The organism is Paenibacillus mesophilus, assembly GCF_005938385.1.
Classification (GTDB): domain Bacteria; phylum Bacillota; class Bacilli; order Paenibacillales; family NBRC-103111; genus Paenibacillus_AB; species Paenibacillus_AB mesophilus.
On the sequence record NZ_VCRA01000006.1, the window covers coordinates 398688 to 413626 of the forward strand.

Here is a 14939-nt window from a genome sequence, read left to right on the forward strand (position 1 = left end):
GCCTGGAGAGCATCTCCAAGGCGGTTTTGCTTGCATCCGACGACCGTCGCCCTGTCGTCAAGACAGCGTCTCCCATTTGGCCCACAATTCCTTCGGATTTAGCTCATAAATCTGATTGTCGCGATACATATAGTGATGCATGATGAATTCGCGGCGGATCGTGGCGAAATCCTCGTGCACCCGCCCGATATATTCGTTGATTTCCTTCTCCGTGTAGCTTCGGCCCGGTTCGAGCTTGGACACGAGATGCTCCAGCACGATCAGCTTCTTCTTCAGCTGCGCCGGAATATGCTTCAGCTTGCCGTCCGCCGTGAAGAAATTTTTCAGCACGGATTGCCGCAGACGGGTGTGTGCGTCTTCCATCTTCCCTTCCTCCTCCCCTTTGTTCCCCTTCTCGATCAGGTCGACGATAACGGTGCTGTATGCCCGGATAAAGTACCGGTTGAGCGAAAAGTAGATCGTGTTCTTGTCGCGCCGCTCGTTGATCAGGCTAACCTCGCGCAGCTTGGCGGCATGGTGCGTCACCGTAGCCGGCGAAATGCACAGCTTCTCCGCCAGCTCCAGCCCGTTCAGCTCTCCGTCGGCCAGCAGGCCGATCATCCGGACGCGTGTAGGGTCGGCCAGCGCTTTATGGTAGTTGACGATTTTGTCCAACTGCATGCGGGTATCCTCCGACTCGATATATTTTCGATGAATGTCTAATTAGATAATAATCTAATATAATGGTCCGAGTCAATTTGAATCTGTAAAAATCGGCATACGCCCAAACGCGCGACAAGTAGACCAATCACGACGAAATTAGACTCACGGAGTAATAGCGGAAAAAAACGCACCTATTCCTCAACTTTGACCGACTCCCCGGCAGTTAGCGGAAATTATTGCATCTATTTCGGCGAAAAACACCTGAACATGCCCTCCAATCGATGATTTCCCTCGAAATAAGCTCAATTTTTTCCGCTATGTTACCCGGATCCCCTTTCTCCGAGGAAATAAGTGCATTTTTTTCGCTATTCCCACCGCCAATCCGAACAGAACTACAGCCGTAGCGGCCCCTTCTCCGGATTAAGCCGGTAAGAGCGGATTCGCGCCGCTCCGGAAGCGGGCAGCAAATACCCTGCCTGCACGAGCCGATGCAGAATCGTTCTCGCCGACCGTTCGGATATGCCGAGCTCCGTGGGCGCATGCGTATCCCCGTACCATCTGCCCAATAGCTGCTGCACCGTTTGCTGGCAGCGCCGAGGTTTGTCGGTCAGCTCGTCGTATGCAAAGCGCAGCACTTTCCATCCGTCCAGGACGAGGTGGTTTTGCCTCAGCAAGTTGTCGGCAAACTGCCAACGGCTCAAGTCGCGGCCGTGCGGACCGTACCCGTCTATTTCGATGCACACCTGATAGGGCGCACGGATGTAGGCGAAGTCCAAGTAACGGACACCGTCTTTGAAATCCATCACTTCGTATTCAGGGTGCAAATAGTCGAAATGACCGACGGCCGGCCACCAAACCTGCTGCAGAAACAGCTTCTCCGCATGGCCGAGTCCATCCTTTAACCGCCGACATCGCATTTCTCCGGCTTCTTCCATATGTCGCAGCATGAACCGCTCGTAGTAAGCTTCATAGGACATTAGCCCTCCCTCCCTAGACGCCGAACGCAAAAACACCGCATCGTCCGGTTCTCCGGATCGAGCGGTGTGTGCTTCACAACGTTATTTTCTTCATCATAGTCGAGTGCCACGGAAATTACAAGCTACTTGCGGAGCAGCACTTTGCGGATTTCGTGGTTCGAGCCTTTTTGCAGCAGCAGCCGGGCGCGGCCTTTGGACGGCAAAATATTCTCGCGCAAATTAACGGCGTTAATTTCGTTCCATATTTGCGTCGCCGTCTGGACCGATTCCTCCTCCGTCAACGTGGCGTAACGATGAAAGTACGACTTCGGGTCGCGAAACGCCGAATCCCGCAGCATGCGGAACCGTTCGATATACCACTGCTCAATGTCCTTCTCGTCGGCATCTAGATAGATCGAGAAATCGAAGAAGTCGCTGACGAACACTCGTGCCTCCTTGCTCACTTGAAGCACGTTGATGCCTTCCACGATCAGAATGTCCGGATTGCGGACGACCTGCTGCCGATCGGGAATAACGTCATATACCAAATGGGAGTATACCGGAGCCGATACTTCCGGCTTGCCCGCCTTCACTTCCGTTAGAAACTGCAGCAGCCGCTTAATATCGTAGCTCTCGGGGAAGCCTTTGCGCTTCATGAGTCCCCGCTCCTGCAAAATCCGGTTCGGATGCAAAAATCCGTCGGTCGTCACCAGGTCGACGTTGCGGTGGTTCGTCCACCGCGAGAGCAGCAGCTGCAGCAGCCGGGCCGCCGTGCTTTTGCCGACCGCCACGCTTCCCGCTATGCCGATGATGAACGGCGTCTTCGCCTCGCGGCTGCCGGTAAAGGAAACAGCCGATCGGTACAACTGCTGGGAAGCGGCTACATACAAGTTAATAAGCCGGGTAATCGGATGATAAATGCGCTCCGCCTCTTCGAACGGAATTTGATCGTTTAACCCCTTTAATCGTTCGAATTCTTCCTTCGTCAGCGGGAGGGGCGTATGATCTCTAAGCGCCGCCCACTCCTCGCGGCCGAACTCCATATATAAGGTATGCCGATTCATGTCAGTCTCCACCGTTCTTGTTGTAAGGAACTTAACGGAATTGCCGCCCTGGCTGACGACAGAGGCTTTGTGGACCGGCAAGTCCCGGTCGTCAGAGTACAGGTATGTTATTCCGTTAAAGTTCCTAGCTGAAAGACAGTATGAACGAGGGCGGCCTGTACGTCAAGCAAAACATTGCGGATGCGCAGACGGAAGCTGCGCTAGAAGGAGTTCCATACCGTAACGGCATCGGTCGGGAAGCGGGAGCTCGGATAAGCGGGCTTGGCCGCCCGTCCGACGGCAATGAGCATAACCGGGATGTACCGGTCCGGAACCCGGAAAACATCCGCCAGCTTCTCCGCGTCGAAGCCCCCCATCGGGCACGTATCATAGCCCATCTCCTTAGCGACCAGCATAAGCTGCATGGCGGCAAGCGAAGCGTTCAAGAACGCCTGATCGCGGGCGGTTTGCCGGTTGGCGTAAGCCGCTTCGATTTGCCCGACGAGACGCGATTTGATTTCCGCGTTCATGAAGCCTTTATCCACCGCCTCCTGGTAAATCAGCTCCGCATTCTTATCCGCTTCCAAATCGCCGAGCATCGCTACCGTAAAGGCGGCATCCACGACCTGCTGCTGTCCGTACGCGATCGGCAGCAGCTTTTCTTTGGCCCCCCGCTCGTCGAACACGAGAAACTTCCACGGCTGCAGATTCCAAGCCGATGGAGCCTTCTGGGCCATTTCCAGCAGCTCCGTAATTTGCTGTCTGGTCAATGTCGCCTGCGGGTCGTACGATTTGACCGCATGCCGTTCGACAAACGGAGATTTCACTAGCTGTTCCACAACCATGATGTTCACCCTCCGGGTTCAGTTTGGATTTTTGCTTATGCGCACCTACTTCAAGCTTTCGCAGTTATATGCCCGTCTATGCGCTTTACCGGAATCGCCGCCACGCCCGCTGATGACAAAACCCCCGGAACATTCCGAACCGGGGGATGTATCTTTAAGCTCGAGCTTCCACAATCATTCTCAACCCATTCTTCGGCCGAAGCGTAACAAGCGGCTCCAGCTCGACCGGTGGATGATCGTCCGCTAGCCGAAGCTTGAATCGCTGACCTACCGCCGCTATGATGAGCGCCGCCTCCATCAAGGCGAAATTGTTGCCGATGCAAACGCGCGGCCCGCCGCCGAACGGAAAGTAAGCGAACTGCGGGATCGTCTTCAGAAAATCCCCTTCGAATCGTTCCGGCCGGAACTGCTCGGGATTGTCGTAGTAGTTCGGATTGCGGTGCATGACGTATTGGCTCATCATAATCGTATCTCCGGGCCGGAACGTATGTCCGCCGATCTCGACCTCTTCGACGACTTCCCGGTTGATGGCCCACACCGCGGGGTAAAGGCGCATCGACTCCCACAGAAGCAGCTGCAAGTACTCCAGCTTGTCCAGGTCTTCCGGAGCCGGTCTGCGTCCTTGGAGCACCGAATCCAGCTCGGCGTGAAGCTTCCGCTCCGCGTCCGGATTCAAGGAGAGCAAATACCATGTCCACGACAGCGTATTGGCCGTCGTCTCGTGACCGGCGAGGAAAATCGTCATCACCTCGTCGCGCACCTGCTCGTCGGTCATGCTGCTCCCGTCTTCGTCTCTCGCGGCAAGCAGCATGGACAGCAAATCTTTCCGCCCCGTTGCCGCCTCCTCCGTCTGTTTGCGGCGCTTCTCGATAATGCCGTAGATGACTCCGTCCAGCAGCTTCGACGCCTCTTGAAATTCCCGGTTGCTCTTCGTCGGAATACTCGCGGGCAAATCGATGAACGAGGACGCTCGCGCGCTCACGTACTTCATGCCTACGTCGATCGCCCGGCTGATCTCCCCTACGACGTCAGGCTCCAGCTGCGAGCCGAACATCGTCTCCATAATAATGTCCAGCGTCAGCTGCATCATGTCGTCGGTAATGACGCGCGTCCGCCCTCCGCTCCAGTTCGCCATCATCCGTTCGGCATGGCGAACCATCGCTTCTCCGTAGGCCGATATCCGGTCTTTCCGGAACGACGGCTGCATCAGCCTGCGCTGGCGGAGATGCTTCTCCTTCTCGCTCGTCAGAATGCCTTCGCCTACGACCGCTTTGGCCGTCTGCAGCCCTTTCGCTTTGCGAAAATGCTGCTGCTTCGTAAGCAGCACCTCCTTGATCAGCTCAGGTTCGGTAAGCAAATACAAATGGCGGCTCGGCCCGAAGCGCAGATGGACGAGCTGTCCGTATTCGCGAAACGACTGTTCCAAATAATGAAGAGGATCTTTGCGGAACGCCAGCAAATGGCCTGTAATCGGCAGCCCTCTCGGGCCTGGTATGGTTTTGGTGCTCATCGGGTACCTCCTATGTACGATAGCATAGTGGAAACATTGGACGAAAAACGCTTGGCAAAGGCTTCGAGTCCCCGTCCCAATTTTCAGGGGGTGCCGCGTGACCTGCAGAGACGCGGATCTGCTTCTATCCAAGTTGATAGTATCCGGCGGCGCCCTCCTTTTTATGCCATTGGCAAGCCGATAAAAATATCGCAAAAAGAAAACCGCGCTTACCCGGATATTCCCGGTAAACGCGGTTCTTTGTAAACGCGGTTCAAACGCCGGCCGCCTTCTCCCGTGCATCCGCCGGATACACAAGCCCCATCTGCCGCCTCGCTTCGTCCATAATCTCCATCGTCCATAGCGAATGCTCGAGCGAATTGACGCTCGACTCCGGCTGGCCGCTCTTAATCAGGTTAATAAACTCCTTAATCTCGTAAACCATCGTGTTGTCAGCCTGATCCCGTGTCAAATTCTCCACCGTACCGTCCCTGTACCGGATTTCCACCTTCTCCGGCTGGCTGATCTTCTCGATCACCAAGTTTCCGTTCTCCCCTTGGATTTCGGAAGGCAAGGAGGAATGCGTAATTTTGGAGTACATAATAACCGCATCCATCTCCGGATAACGGAGCAGCAGGCTCCCTTCACCGTCAATCCCGGACTCGAGCAGCACCCCGTTCGCCCGAACGGCGTCCGGCTTCCCGAACAGAACGACCGCCGGATACAGGCAATAAATGCCGAGGTCCATCAGCGCCCCGTTCGAAAATACCGGATTGAACGCGTTCATCACATTCCCCTGCTTGTAAGCATCGTAACGGGACGAGTATTGGCAGTAGCTGGCGAAATAACGCCGCACTTTCCCGATGCCGTGCAGGTTGTCCCGAATCGCTTGGAAATTCGGCATCAGCGTCGATTTCATGGCCTCCATCAATACAACGTTATGGCTTCGGGCGGCCGCGATCATGTTCCGCAGCTCGGAGGCATTGGACGCGATAGGCTTCTCGCACAGCACATGCACGCCGCGCTTCATGCAAGCTATCGCATGCTCGGCGTGAAACGAGTTAGGGCTGGCGATATAGACGGCGTCGATCTCGCCGCTGTCGGCCATTGCCTCCACATCGGTATAAATGTGCGCCGCACCGTGCTTGCCGGCGTATTGCCGGGCCCGCTCCTCCGTCCGGGAATATATGGCGGTCAGCGCGAAATCGTCGCATTCGCGCGCCGCTTGCAGGAAAGCATCCGTAATCCAGTTCGTGCCGATAATGCCGAATCGTATCATAGCAGCTCCTTATGTTTGATGTAATCGTCGAATTGCATGAACCTAACAATCCCTTCTCTATTGTCGCAGAAATGCTCGTCTATCGAAAGTGCGGACAACCCTCTTTCCTAAGCGATCGGTCCGGGGTACACTATACATACCGGTTTTTTCCACGACAAACCTTACTAACGGCAAGTTATGCAGCAGATCCTAAGGCGTAATCGTTTAAGCGAGGGCGGATGACGGTGTCGATCATAAAATACGGTTTTGGTGCGCTGCTGCTTCTTACATTGCTTCTATTGCCGCTTCCCCGCCATGTCTCGGCAGACAGTCAGACAGGCGCCGTTCAAGGCAAGCTTGATTTGTCGCAAATCGATCTCGCCCGGGATACCGTGAAATTGACCGGGGAATGGGAGCTGTATTGGAGCGCGCTGCTGGAGCCCGCCGATATAGACGCATACGGAAATTCCCGAATTCCTATGCAATATGTGAAAGTTCCGCACGTCTGGGGAGCACGCGGCGCTTACCCCGCCTTGAACGAAGGAGCGGCAACGTATCGTCTTCGCATTCATCTGGGAGATGAAGTGTCTCATGCGGTCCATGCGCTCTATATTCCGGCGGTGGCTACCTCCTACAAGCTGTGGATCAACGGCGAATTGAAAGCCTCGAACGGTACGGTCGGATTGACGCGCGAGACGATGAAGCCGAAAAATTACGCCAAAGTCGTCTACTTCCACCCCGACGCAACGGACTTGGAATTGGTCGTCCAAGTATCGAATTTCGTGCAGCGCAAAGGCGGAATGTGGGCACCGCTGTCTATTGGCGAAGCTTCTTCGATCACACGGCATCGTGAGAATCGGATGGCGTCCGATATGTTCATCTCGAGCGCTCTGATTATACTCGGCTTGTACCATGTCGGCTTATGGTTTTTCCGCAAGAAGGATAAGCTCGTCGTGCTGATCGGCTGCGCCTCGTTGTTCTTCGCGCTCCGTTCCTTGCTTCTCGGCGAAACGCTGCTGGTGCGCTTTGTTCCGCAGCTGGATTGGTCCGCAGCCGTCAAGCTGGAATATTTGTCGCCGAACGCGGGCATTTTGCTGTTTGCGCTATTCGTAAGGCATCTGTATCCCCGGGAAACGAGCCGGATAGCGATTGCCGCCATTTTCGCCTGCTGCTCCGTCTTCTGCCTGCTTGCCCTGCTCTTCGAGCCGCGTATTTTTACTTATTCGATGGTACCGTTCCAGATCGTCATCATTACCGCATTCGTCTATATTTTGTTTATTTACGCGCTGGCTATCAAGCGCCGAAGAGAAGGCGCGCTCCTCAGCGGTATATCCGCATGCCTCATGTTCGCCGCCGCGATGAACGACATTTTGTTCTACAACCAGCTCGTGTCGAGCATCAATCTCGCTCCGTTCGGCGTCTTTCTGTTTCTGTTCAGCCAGACGATGATTGTCGCCAAACGATTTACCGGAGCCCATGCCAAGGTAGAGGAAATTGGAGCCGAGCTGCTTCAAGTGAACATGCAGCTGGAGAATACGATATCCGAGCGGACCGCCGAGCTGCGGCTCACCAATGAGCATCTGCTGAAGAAGAACGAGGAGCTCCGCCAGGCGGAGGAATCGCGCCGTCAGCTCGTATCGAACATTTCGCACGAGCTCGGCACGCCGATGACCGCGATTCAAGGCTACGTCAAAGCGATTATGGACGGCATCATCGAGCCGACGGAGAACAAGTACTGGAATACGATTTACGATAAAGTGCTGTATGTCAACAGGCTCGTCAAAGACTTGTTCCAGCTGTCCCGCCTGGAAGCGAAGCAGTTTAAATTCGACTTCGAAGCGATGTCCGCCGACGATCTGATCGAGCTGCATTTGCGCAAATGGGAATGGGATGTCCGGGCGCGAAACGTCCGGTTTACCGTCAAGCGTACTCCTCCGGAAGGCGGATGGGACGATGCCTATGTAATGATCGATTCGGTGCGGATCGATCAAGTCATCACCAATATCGTCTACAATGCACTTAAGTTCACGCCGGCCGGTGGCGCTATTGAGGTCGAGTGCGGGCAGACGGGAAATGAACTGCTTATTCGCGTTTCGGATACGGGGACGGGCATAGACGAGAAATCGCTGCCTTACGTGTTTGACCGGTTTTATAAAGGCAACTCCGACGGCGGCTTGCAGGAAGGAACCGGCCTCGGACTTGCCATCGCCAAAGAAATCGTGCTTGCTCACGGCGGCCGGATCTGGGCGGAGAGCAAGCGGAACGAAGGCAGCTCGTTTTATTTTACGCTCCCGCTTGTAGTCTTGCAGGAAGCTTTTCCATAGAACCGGTTACGAATGCTCGCTCCCCCATAGGCCCAACACGATAATTCCTGCCGTAATGATCAGGGACGCCATCAAGCGCCGGCCGCCTTGCGCTTCCCGCAGTATGAATATGCCGAGTATCGTACCGAATACGGTCCCGATCTCCCTCATCGGGGCCAGCTGGGCGACGGGCGCGAGAGACAAGGCGAACAAGAACAGAAGGTAACCGCCGGGGGCCAATATCCCTCCAAGCAGGATGATTTTCCAGTTAAGCCGGATTTCCTTCCCGATCGCTCCCGACCGGAGAGCCGCCCAAGACAAAGCCAGCACGTTCCCGATATTCGAAGCTTCGTTCAATACGACCGCCGGGACAACCTGCAGCGCAAGCTTATCAACGACGATATAGCCGGCGATGCATAAGCCGACCGATAGTGCCAGCAGCGGTGCCTTGAGAGAAGCTCCTTGTCCACGTTGGAGGTTGACGCCGCTGGATAGCACAATGCCGGTTACTATCAAGACAACCCCCGCCCATCCGTATTGGGAAAGCTTTTCGCCCAGAAGGAGCACGCCGGCCAGCGGAACCAGGAGCGGACTCGTCCCTCTCATAATCGGGTAAACTTGCGACAAATCGCCTACGGAATACACAGCCGCGAGCAGTACGACATACAGCCCGTGCAGGAGCATGGAGGCCGCCACGAGAGAAATTGAAGCGGAGGTGTACTCGACCGAATCCAGCTCCATGATCGTCCACGGGAGAAATACGGCTATGGCGATAAGCTGGCAGCACCAAAGGAAAACGTTTTTGTTCATGCTCCGCTTCGTATACAAATTCCAGACCGCATGTATGAAGCCCGATCCGAGTACGAGCAGCACCGCCAATCCAAGCATACGTTCCCCCCTAATGCATCCCCCGGAAGTGAAGATTCACTTCGCAGCTTATTCCTATTACTTCCGGGGGAGCCCCCAAATTTATTCCCCATCATCTAAAACAACATAAGAGCCATGCGCTTGCAATCCAAAGATTACAACCAAATGGCTCTCGTGTAAATCATATCGCGTTCCGCTCAAGTACCGAATCGCTGCCTATATCCGCACTTCCTGCACAGCTCCTCGACGGCTTCTCTTCTCGAAAACCCGTCGAACAAGTTGTTCGCTCTCTCGCCTTCGACGATATCGGAGAACGAGGCGTTGTTCACGTTGCCCAAGTTGATGACGCCTTCGCCGTCCAGACAGCACGGCACGACCGTTCCGTCCACGAGAATCGCCGCTTGGCTCCGGAGCGCGTGACAAAATCCTTTCCCCTCGTCCTCGGGCGCCTGAAGGCTCGGCCACTGGAATTCATGGTCCTGATTCAAGTAGATGCCTTCGGCGATTTTGACTCCGCTGCCCGGCACGACCTTCTCCTCGATCTTATAGTCCAGGCCGAACTCTTTCTCCAAAATCTCCAGCGTTTGCCGGTTGCGGCTTCTCTCCATATTCGTGATGTTGTCCTTCTGCAAATTCCACAGCCGAAACGAGATAAGCACCCGGTGCCGGACCGCTTCCCGGACGAAGGAAATAATATCGGCCAAATATTTCTCCCGGTTCGTCGAGCCCTCGTGCCCGTCGAAGCTGTGGAGCGAGAAGTTCATTTGGCGCACCGCCGGTTTGCCCAATATTTTCGGCCCGGCTTTCGTGATGAGCGTCCCGTTCGTCGTAATGTTGACCTTGAATCCTTTGGCGTGGCTTGCGTCCAGCAGCTCGTCGAGCTTCGGATGGAGGAGCGGCTCGCCTTTCACATGCAAGTAAATATGCTTCGTATGGGGCTTGATCTGGTCCAATATGCGGTGAAACGCCTCAAGCTTGATGAAATTGGCCTTCCGTTCCGTTTGCGGACAAAAGCTGCAAGCCAAGTTGCACACGCTCGTAATCTCGATATATATTTTCTTGAATGTTTTCAACGGCCGATCCCCCTTCCGCTTCCATATGCGCCGTTCAACCGCCGCAGCATTTCTTGAACTTCTTGCCGCTGCCGCAAGGACAAGGGTCGTTCCGCCCCACTTTCCTCCGCGTGGCGAAGTCGATAATGTCGGCGGAAGCTGCAGGCCCGGGACGGGACGGTCCGCTTCGCGCGGACGACAGCTCGTCCGGAGAATATCCTTTGAGATACCATTGTTTCGTATGATTGCTTAACGTGACGAGATGGCTCATGAATCGTTGGACCAATTCCAGGTTGTCGATCTGGAAGACGAGCTGCAAATCTTTTAGGATGGAGCCGGGAGTTTTGCCGTTCTGAACCGAATATACGCACTCTTCCACATAAGGGTCCGCCTCATCCCGCGGGAGCGAATAAGTGCTCGTTATAAAATTGACCAAAGCCAAATAGCCCGGATGCCGGTCGATAAAACCGGGTTCCCCGGCGCGCAGCAGCTGTTCTTTCGTGAAGGGGTAGAACGGCAAATCCGGTCTCGATAGGTGCTCCTGCTTCACGATGTTCGCATCCATAACCCGATGGTGGGTCAGCCCGTCTTGATCGATCCTCATTTCACGGTAGAACGATTCCGCCTCACTCAGCGCCATCAGATACCGGGTCGGCTTCTCGATCACTCCCGCATACTGCTCCAGCAGACGTTTAAGCTCGTCGAAGCTTAAAGCGCCATAGTAATGAAGCAACCCTTGCGTAAGCTTGACCCACTCCGTATTTTTCTTGACCGCTTCGCGTAACGGCTTGCTGTCATACGCCCGGAATACATCGAGAACCTCCTGCGGGATGACGAGAATCCGTTTCCCTTCGTACGTCCCCGGGAAAAGCATACCCCTGTCCTTGAAAAAGTCAATCTGATGATTGTCCAACGGCAGGAAGCCATGACCGCCCCGATCGGCGATTTTCTTCATGATTCCGTACCCGGTCTCATCCAATTGGAAGAACAGATTAGACAAAGCTGCGGACACATGCTGCTCCATGACGGCTATCAACTCTTGCTTCTTAAGCGAACTGGCTCCCCGTATATTCCAATTCGACCGGATCGTCGAAAGGTCGTATTTCGTCAGCCTTGCCAAACCATTCGCGAGAGTTAACGGCGCCTCGATATCTTCCCAGCGCTTCGCTTCCTCCTTGAGCCTCATCTGCGCTGCCTCAGCCTTAGCCTTATCCAAAGCGTTCAACAGCATCTTCTGATCCTTGCTGCTCAGGCGCTTATCCATGTGTCTCACCCTTTCCGATAGATAGGACATCCTGATCCCATTCTGCATTATAGCACAAATCGCCATGCCCGGAAGAGCGCCGCCAGAACGCATCAACAGCCCGATCCGCATCGGACCCGGCAAAAGGATTGGGCTTATTCGTTTTTTTCGCATATTCCGGCTAATAAACTAGTATGACGGGCCTTTAACGATCATAAGCTTCTCATGCGATTGTTTTTTTGATGATGCTCTACCTCCGTCAGTCCCAACTTTTCCAGCAAAGGAGGCACATACATTCCGAATCTCCATTACGCGGCGAATTTTTTGACGTCCACTGCGATTGTACAAGAAACCGGAACTGCAATACGTTCTCAACTTGAACGCGAATTAATATAGTTTAACTATAAACAAATATTTATTTCTTGTTGATAATAATTATCATCTAGTTTATAGTGAATCTATACTAAATTTGTTATGAGGTGATCGACGATGAGTACGAATCCGAACAAGCTAACGACCAGTTGGGGCGCCCCGGTCGGGGATAACCAAAACTCGATGACCGCCGGTTCCCGCGGGCCGACCTTAATCCAGGACGTCCATCTTCTCGAGAAATTGGCGCATTTCAACCGAGAGCGCGTCCCCGAGCGCGTCGTTCATGCCAAAGGCGCAGGAGCCCACGGCTATTTCGAAGTGACGAACGATTTATCGAAGTATACGAAAGCCGCCTTCTTGTCGGAGGTAGGCAAACGCACTCCCATGTTCATCCGCTTCTCGACGGTTGCCGGCGAGCTCGGCTCGGCCGATACGGTGCGCGACCCGCGCGGGTTCGCCGTCAAGTTCTATACCGAGGAAGGCAACTATGATCTGGTCGGCAACAACACCCCCGTCTTCTTTATTCGCGATGCGATCAAATTCCCGGACTTCATCCATACGCAGAAGCGCCATCCGCAAACGCATTTGAAAAATCCGAATGCCGTATGGGATTTCTGGTCGCTGTCTCCCGAATCGCTGCACCAGGTAACGATTCTCATGTCCGACCGCGGCATTCCCGCAACGCTCCGACATATGCACGGATTCGGCAGCCATACGTTCAAATGGGTGAATGCCGCTGGCGAGGGCGTATGGGTCAAATACCATTTCAAAACGGAGCAAGGCGTACAAAATCTCGACGCCGGCCTGGCTGCCAAACTCGCTGGCGAAAATCCCGATTACCATACCGAAGACTTGTTCAACGCCATTGCGAACGGCGACTTCCCCGCCTGGAAGCTGCACGTTCAAATTATGCCGCTGGCCGACGCCGATACGTATCGTTTCGATCCGTTCGACGTGACGAAAGTATGGTCTCAGAAAGATTACCCGCTGATCGAGGTAGGCCGCATGGTATTGGACCGGAACCCGGACAATTATTTCGCCGAGGTCGAACAGGCGACGTTCTCCCCGGGATCGTTCGTACCCGGCATCGAGGCCTCGCCGGACAAAATGCTGCAAGGCCGCCTGTTCGCCTACTCGGACGCCCACCGCTACCGGGTCGGCGCCAACCATAACGCGCTGCCGATCAACCGGCCCCGTGCGGAAGTGCACAACTATCAGCGCGACGGGCAGATGCGGTTCGATCAGAATGGCGGAGGCTCCGTCTATTACGAGCCGAACAGCTACGGCGGACCGGCGCAATCCGCCGAGAACAAGCCGGCCCCTTATCCGGTAACCGGTCAAGCGGACAGCACCGCTTATGACCATCACGACCACTACACGCAAGCCGGCGATTTATATCGTCTCATGAGCGAAGACGAGCGGGAGCGGCTCGTCCAGACGATCGTCGCCGCCATGAAGCCCGTGGAGAAGGACGAGATCAAGCTGCGTCAGATCGGCCATTTCTATAAAGCCGATCCGGATTACGGGCAACGCGTCGCGGCGGGACTCGGCTTGTCTATCCCGCAGGCGGATTCTGGAACAGAAAAATAACGGAACTGCATTCCGTTATCGAACGCTAAAAAAAGGATTTGGCCAAAATAGCGGAACTACATTCCGGTATTCATCGTTTTTTCCGTGAGCAAAGCAATTTATCAATGATTTAACGCACCTCAGTTCCGCTATTTACAAAAAATGCTGCGAAATGTCCTATTTAGCAGAATATAGTTCCGCTATTAAAACAAAGCCTCGACCATTACGGTCGAGGCTTCCTCTTTTACACGCCTGCTCTAATCCAGCCGCTCGCCTTCATACAAATTAACGATTGCCGCCGCTTGACCGAGCACTCGCTCCCGCAGCTCGGCGGGCGCCAACACGATCAGCTCGGGCCCGAACGCCAGGCATATTTCGCATGCGGATTCCAGCGTGTTGAACTCCGCTTCGGCTTCCGTCCACCCTTCCCGCTTCCATGGGGCCGTCGCGATAATTTTCACGTACCGTTCTTGCCTAATCCGCTGCAGCGCGGTCTGCTTCAGACCGATAGTCGCGGGATATTTCGGCAAGTCTGCCGTAAAGCGCTCCATCGATTGCTTCCAATAGGAAGCGAGATCGAACGGCTCCGGCCGCCGGAAAGCTTCATCCGTCATCGCGGCGGAATGGATCCGGGATACGCGATATGTCCGCAGGTCCCCTTCCGTCTCCGCCACGACATACCAAGTGCTTCGTTTCGCCACCAGCCCGAGAGGTTGTATGACTCTTTCTACAAGCTCCACTCCCCGCTCATACGTGATCGCAAGCTTCCGTTCCGCCCATACCGCCTCTTGAATCGTCGGCAGGCAGGTCGATGTTTCAAGAGTCTCGTGCCAGCCGGCGCCGTCGATATGAATGCGCTGCCGCGTGAATTCGGCATCATGCTTGAGGGTGTCCGGCATGGCGGCCCATATTTTCTGATAAGCCGCTTCGTAATCCGCCTGCTTGCCGAGATCTCGGAGCAGATGGATCGAGCCGGCCAGCAGCAAGGAGCTCAGCTCCTCGGACTTGAGGCCGGTCAAGTTCGTCCGGTAGCCTTCCGTAAGCCGCCACCCTCCCTGCGACCCTCTCTCCGAGTAGACCGGAATCCCGGCAGCGCTCAACGCCTCCATATCGCGATGGACCGTTCTTTCCGACACTTCCAGCTTGTCGGCGAGCTGCTTGGATGTCATTTGTTTCTGATTTTGCAGAAGCAGCAGGATGGAGATGAGGCGGTCCGCTCTCAATCGATCGACCTCCTTGATTGAAACTTCGTCTATGCTCTATTGTACCCGTTATATACGACACAAGCTGTCATATTTCA

At 54.8% G+C, this 14939-nt stretch carries 13 protein-coding genes; 2 read left to right on the forward strand and 11 right to left on the reverse strand.

Annotated features, from left to right (window positions below; translation table 11 throughout):
- Positions 1-57: 57 nt before the first annotated feature.
- The 6 genes from FE783_RS14270 to FE783_RS14295 form a co-directional block, all read right to left on the reverse strand.
- Positions 58-660, reverse strand: coding sequence for a DUF2087 domain-containing protein (locus FE783_RS14270; protein ID WP_138880029.1), 603 nt, complete (start codon positions 658-660; stop codon positions 58-60).
- A gap of 374 nt (positions 661-1034) precedes the next feature.
- Positions 1035-1619, reverse strand: coding sequence for a DNA-binding response regulator (locus FE783_RS14275; protein ID WP_138880030.1), 585 nt, complete (start codon positions 1617-1619; stop codon positions 1035-1037).
- A 122-nt stretch (positions 1620-1741) separates the two neighbouring features.
- Positions 1742-2662, reverse strand: coding sequence for a type I pantothenate kinase (coaA, locus tag FE783_RS14280; protein WP_138880031.1), 921 nt, complete (start codon positions 2660-2662; stop codon positions 1742-1744).
- A gap of 200 nt (positions 2663-2862) precedes the next feature.
- On the reverse strand, positions 2863-3486 hold the full coding sequence (locus FE783_RS14285) for a nitroreductase family protein (RefSeq protein WP_138880032.1): 624 nt from the start codon (positions 3484-3486) through the stop codon (positions 2863-2865).
- Between the two features lie 154 nt (positions 3487-3640).
- A complete protein-coding gene (locus FE783_RS14290) occupies positions 3641-4996 on the reverse strand; it encodes a cytochrome P450 (protein ID WP_138880033.1) in 1356 nt (451 codons plus the stop codon).
- A 253-nt stretch (positions 4997-5249) separates the two neighbouring features.
- Positions 5250-6254, reverse strand: coding sequence for a Gfo/Idh/MocA family protein (locus FE783_RS14295; protein ID WP_138880034.1), 1005 nt, complete (start codon positions 6252-6254; stop codon positions 5250-5252).
- Between the two features lie 224 nt (positions 6255-6478).
- On the opposite strand from FE783_RS14295, the gene FE783_RS14300 reads away from it, so the two are divergent.
- Entirely contained in the window at positions 6479-8557 is a 2079-nt protein-coding gene (locus FE783_RS14300) for a sensor histidine kinase (RefSeq protein ID WP_158301802.1), read from the forward strand.
- Between the two features lie 6 nt (positions 8558-8563).
- Here FE783_RS14300 and FE783_RS14305 read toward each other — a convergent pair whose 3' ends face one another.
- The 4 genes from FE783_RS14305 to FE783_RS38830 form a co-directional block, all read right to left on the reverse strand.
- A complete protein-coding gene (locus FE783_RS14305) occupies positions 8564-9424 on the reverse strand; it encodes a DMT family transporter (RefSeq protein ID WP_138880036.1) in 861 nt (286 codons plus the stop codon).
- Between the two features lie 176 nt (positions 9425-9600).
- Entirely contained in the window at positions 9601-10476 is an 876-nt protein-coding gene (locus FE783_RS14310; protein ID WP_138880037.1) for a radical SAM/SPASM domain-containing protein, read from the reverse strand.
- Between the two features lie 34 nt (positions 10477-10510).
- Complete coding sequence (locus tag FE783_RS14315; protein WP_158301803.1) at positions 10511-11719, reverse strand: SEC-C metal-binding domain-containing protein; 1209 nt, start codon at positions 11717-11719, stop codon at positions 10511-10513.
- Positions 11720-11910: 191 nt separating this feature from the next.
- The gene (locus tag FE783_RS38830; RefSeq protein ID WP_338015852.1) at positions 11911-11994 is read right to left on the reverse strand and encodes a DUF6855 family protein; all 84 of its coding nucleotides are present in this window, start codon (positions 11992-11994) and stop codon (positions 11911-11913) included.
- A 193-nt stretch (positions 11995-12187) separates the two neighbouring features.
- On the opposite strand from FE783_RS38830, the gene katA reads away from it, so the two are divergent.
- Positions 12188-13660 carry a catalase KatA gene (gene katA / locus FE783_RS14320; RefSeq protein WP_138880039.1) on the forward strand — a complete coding sequence of 491 codons (1473 nt, stop codon included), beginning with the start codon at positions 12188-12190 and terminating at the stop codon, positions 13658-13660.
- 236 nt (positions 13661-13896) lie between these two features.
- On the opposite strand, the gene FE783_RS14325 is transcribed toward katA, so the two are convergent.
- Positions 13897-14862, reverse strand: coding sequence for a helix-turn-helix transcriptional regulator (locus FE783_RS14325; protein ID WP_138880040.1), 966 nt, complete (start codon positions 14860-14862; stop codon positions 13897-13899).
- Positions 14863-14939 lie beyond the last annotated feature (77 nt).

What these genes read in the sequence shown, in the direction of transcription:
- FE783_RS14275 (WP_138880030.1), bottom strand. Translation starts at nt 1,619, where the DNA reads ATGTCCTATGAAGCTTACTACGAGCGGTTCATGCTGCGACATATGGAA.
- FE783_RS14315 (WP_158301803.1), bottom strand. Translation starts at nt 11,719, where the DNA reads ATGGATAAGCGCCTGAGCAGCAAGGATCAGAAGATGCTGTTGAACGCT.
- FE783_RS14295 (WP_138880034.1), bottom strand. Translation starts at nt 6,254, where the DNA reads ATGATACGATTCGGCATTATCGGCACGAACTGGATTACGGATGCTTTC.
- coaA (WP_138880031.1), bottom strand. Translation starts at nt 2,662, where the DNA reads ATGAATCGGCATACCTTATATATGGAGTTCGGCCGCGAGGAGTGGGCG.
- FE783_RS14305 (WP_138880036.1), bottom strand. Translation starts at nt 9,424, where the DNA reads ATGCTTGGATTGGCGGTGCTGCTCGTACTCGGATCGGGCTTCATACAT.
- FE783_RS14270 (WP_138880029.1), bottom strand. Translation starts at nt 660, where the DNA reads ATGCAGTTGGACAAAATCGTCAACTACCATAAAGCGCTGGCCGACCCT.
- FE783_RS14290 (WP_138880033.1), bottom strand. Translation starts at nt 4,996, where the DNA reads ATGAGCACCAAAACCATACCAGGCCCGAGAGGGCTGCCGATTACAGGC.
- FE783_RS14285 (WP_138880032.1), bottom strand. Translation starts at nt 3,486, where the DNA reads ATGGTTGTGGAACAGCTAGTGAAATCTCCGTTTGTCGAACGGCATGCG.
- katA (WP_138880039.1), top strand. Translation starts at nt 12,188, where the DNA reads ATGAGTACGAATCCGAACAAGCTAACGACCAGTTGGGGCGCCCCGGTC.
- FE783_RS38830 (WP_338015852.1), bottom strand. Translation starts at nt 11,994, where the DNA reads ATGTATGTGCCTCCTTTGCTGGAAAAGTTGGGACTGACGGAGGTAGAG.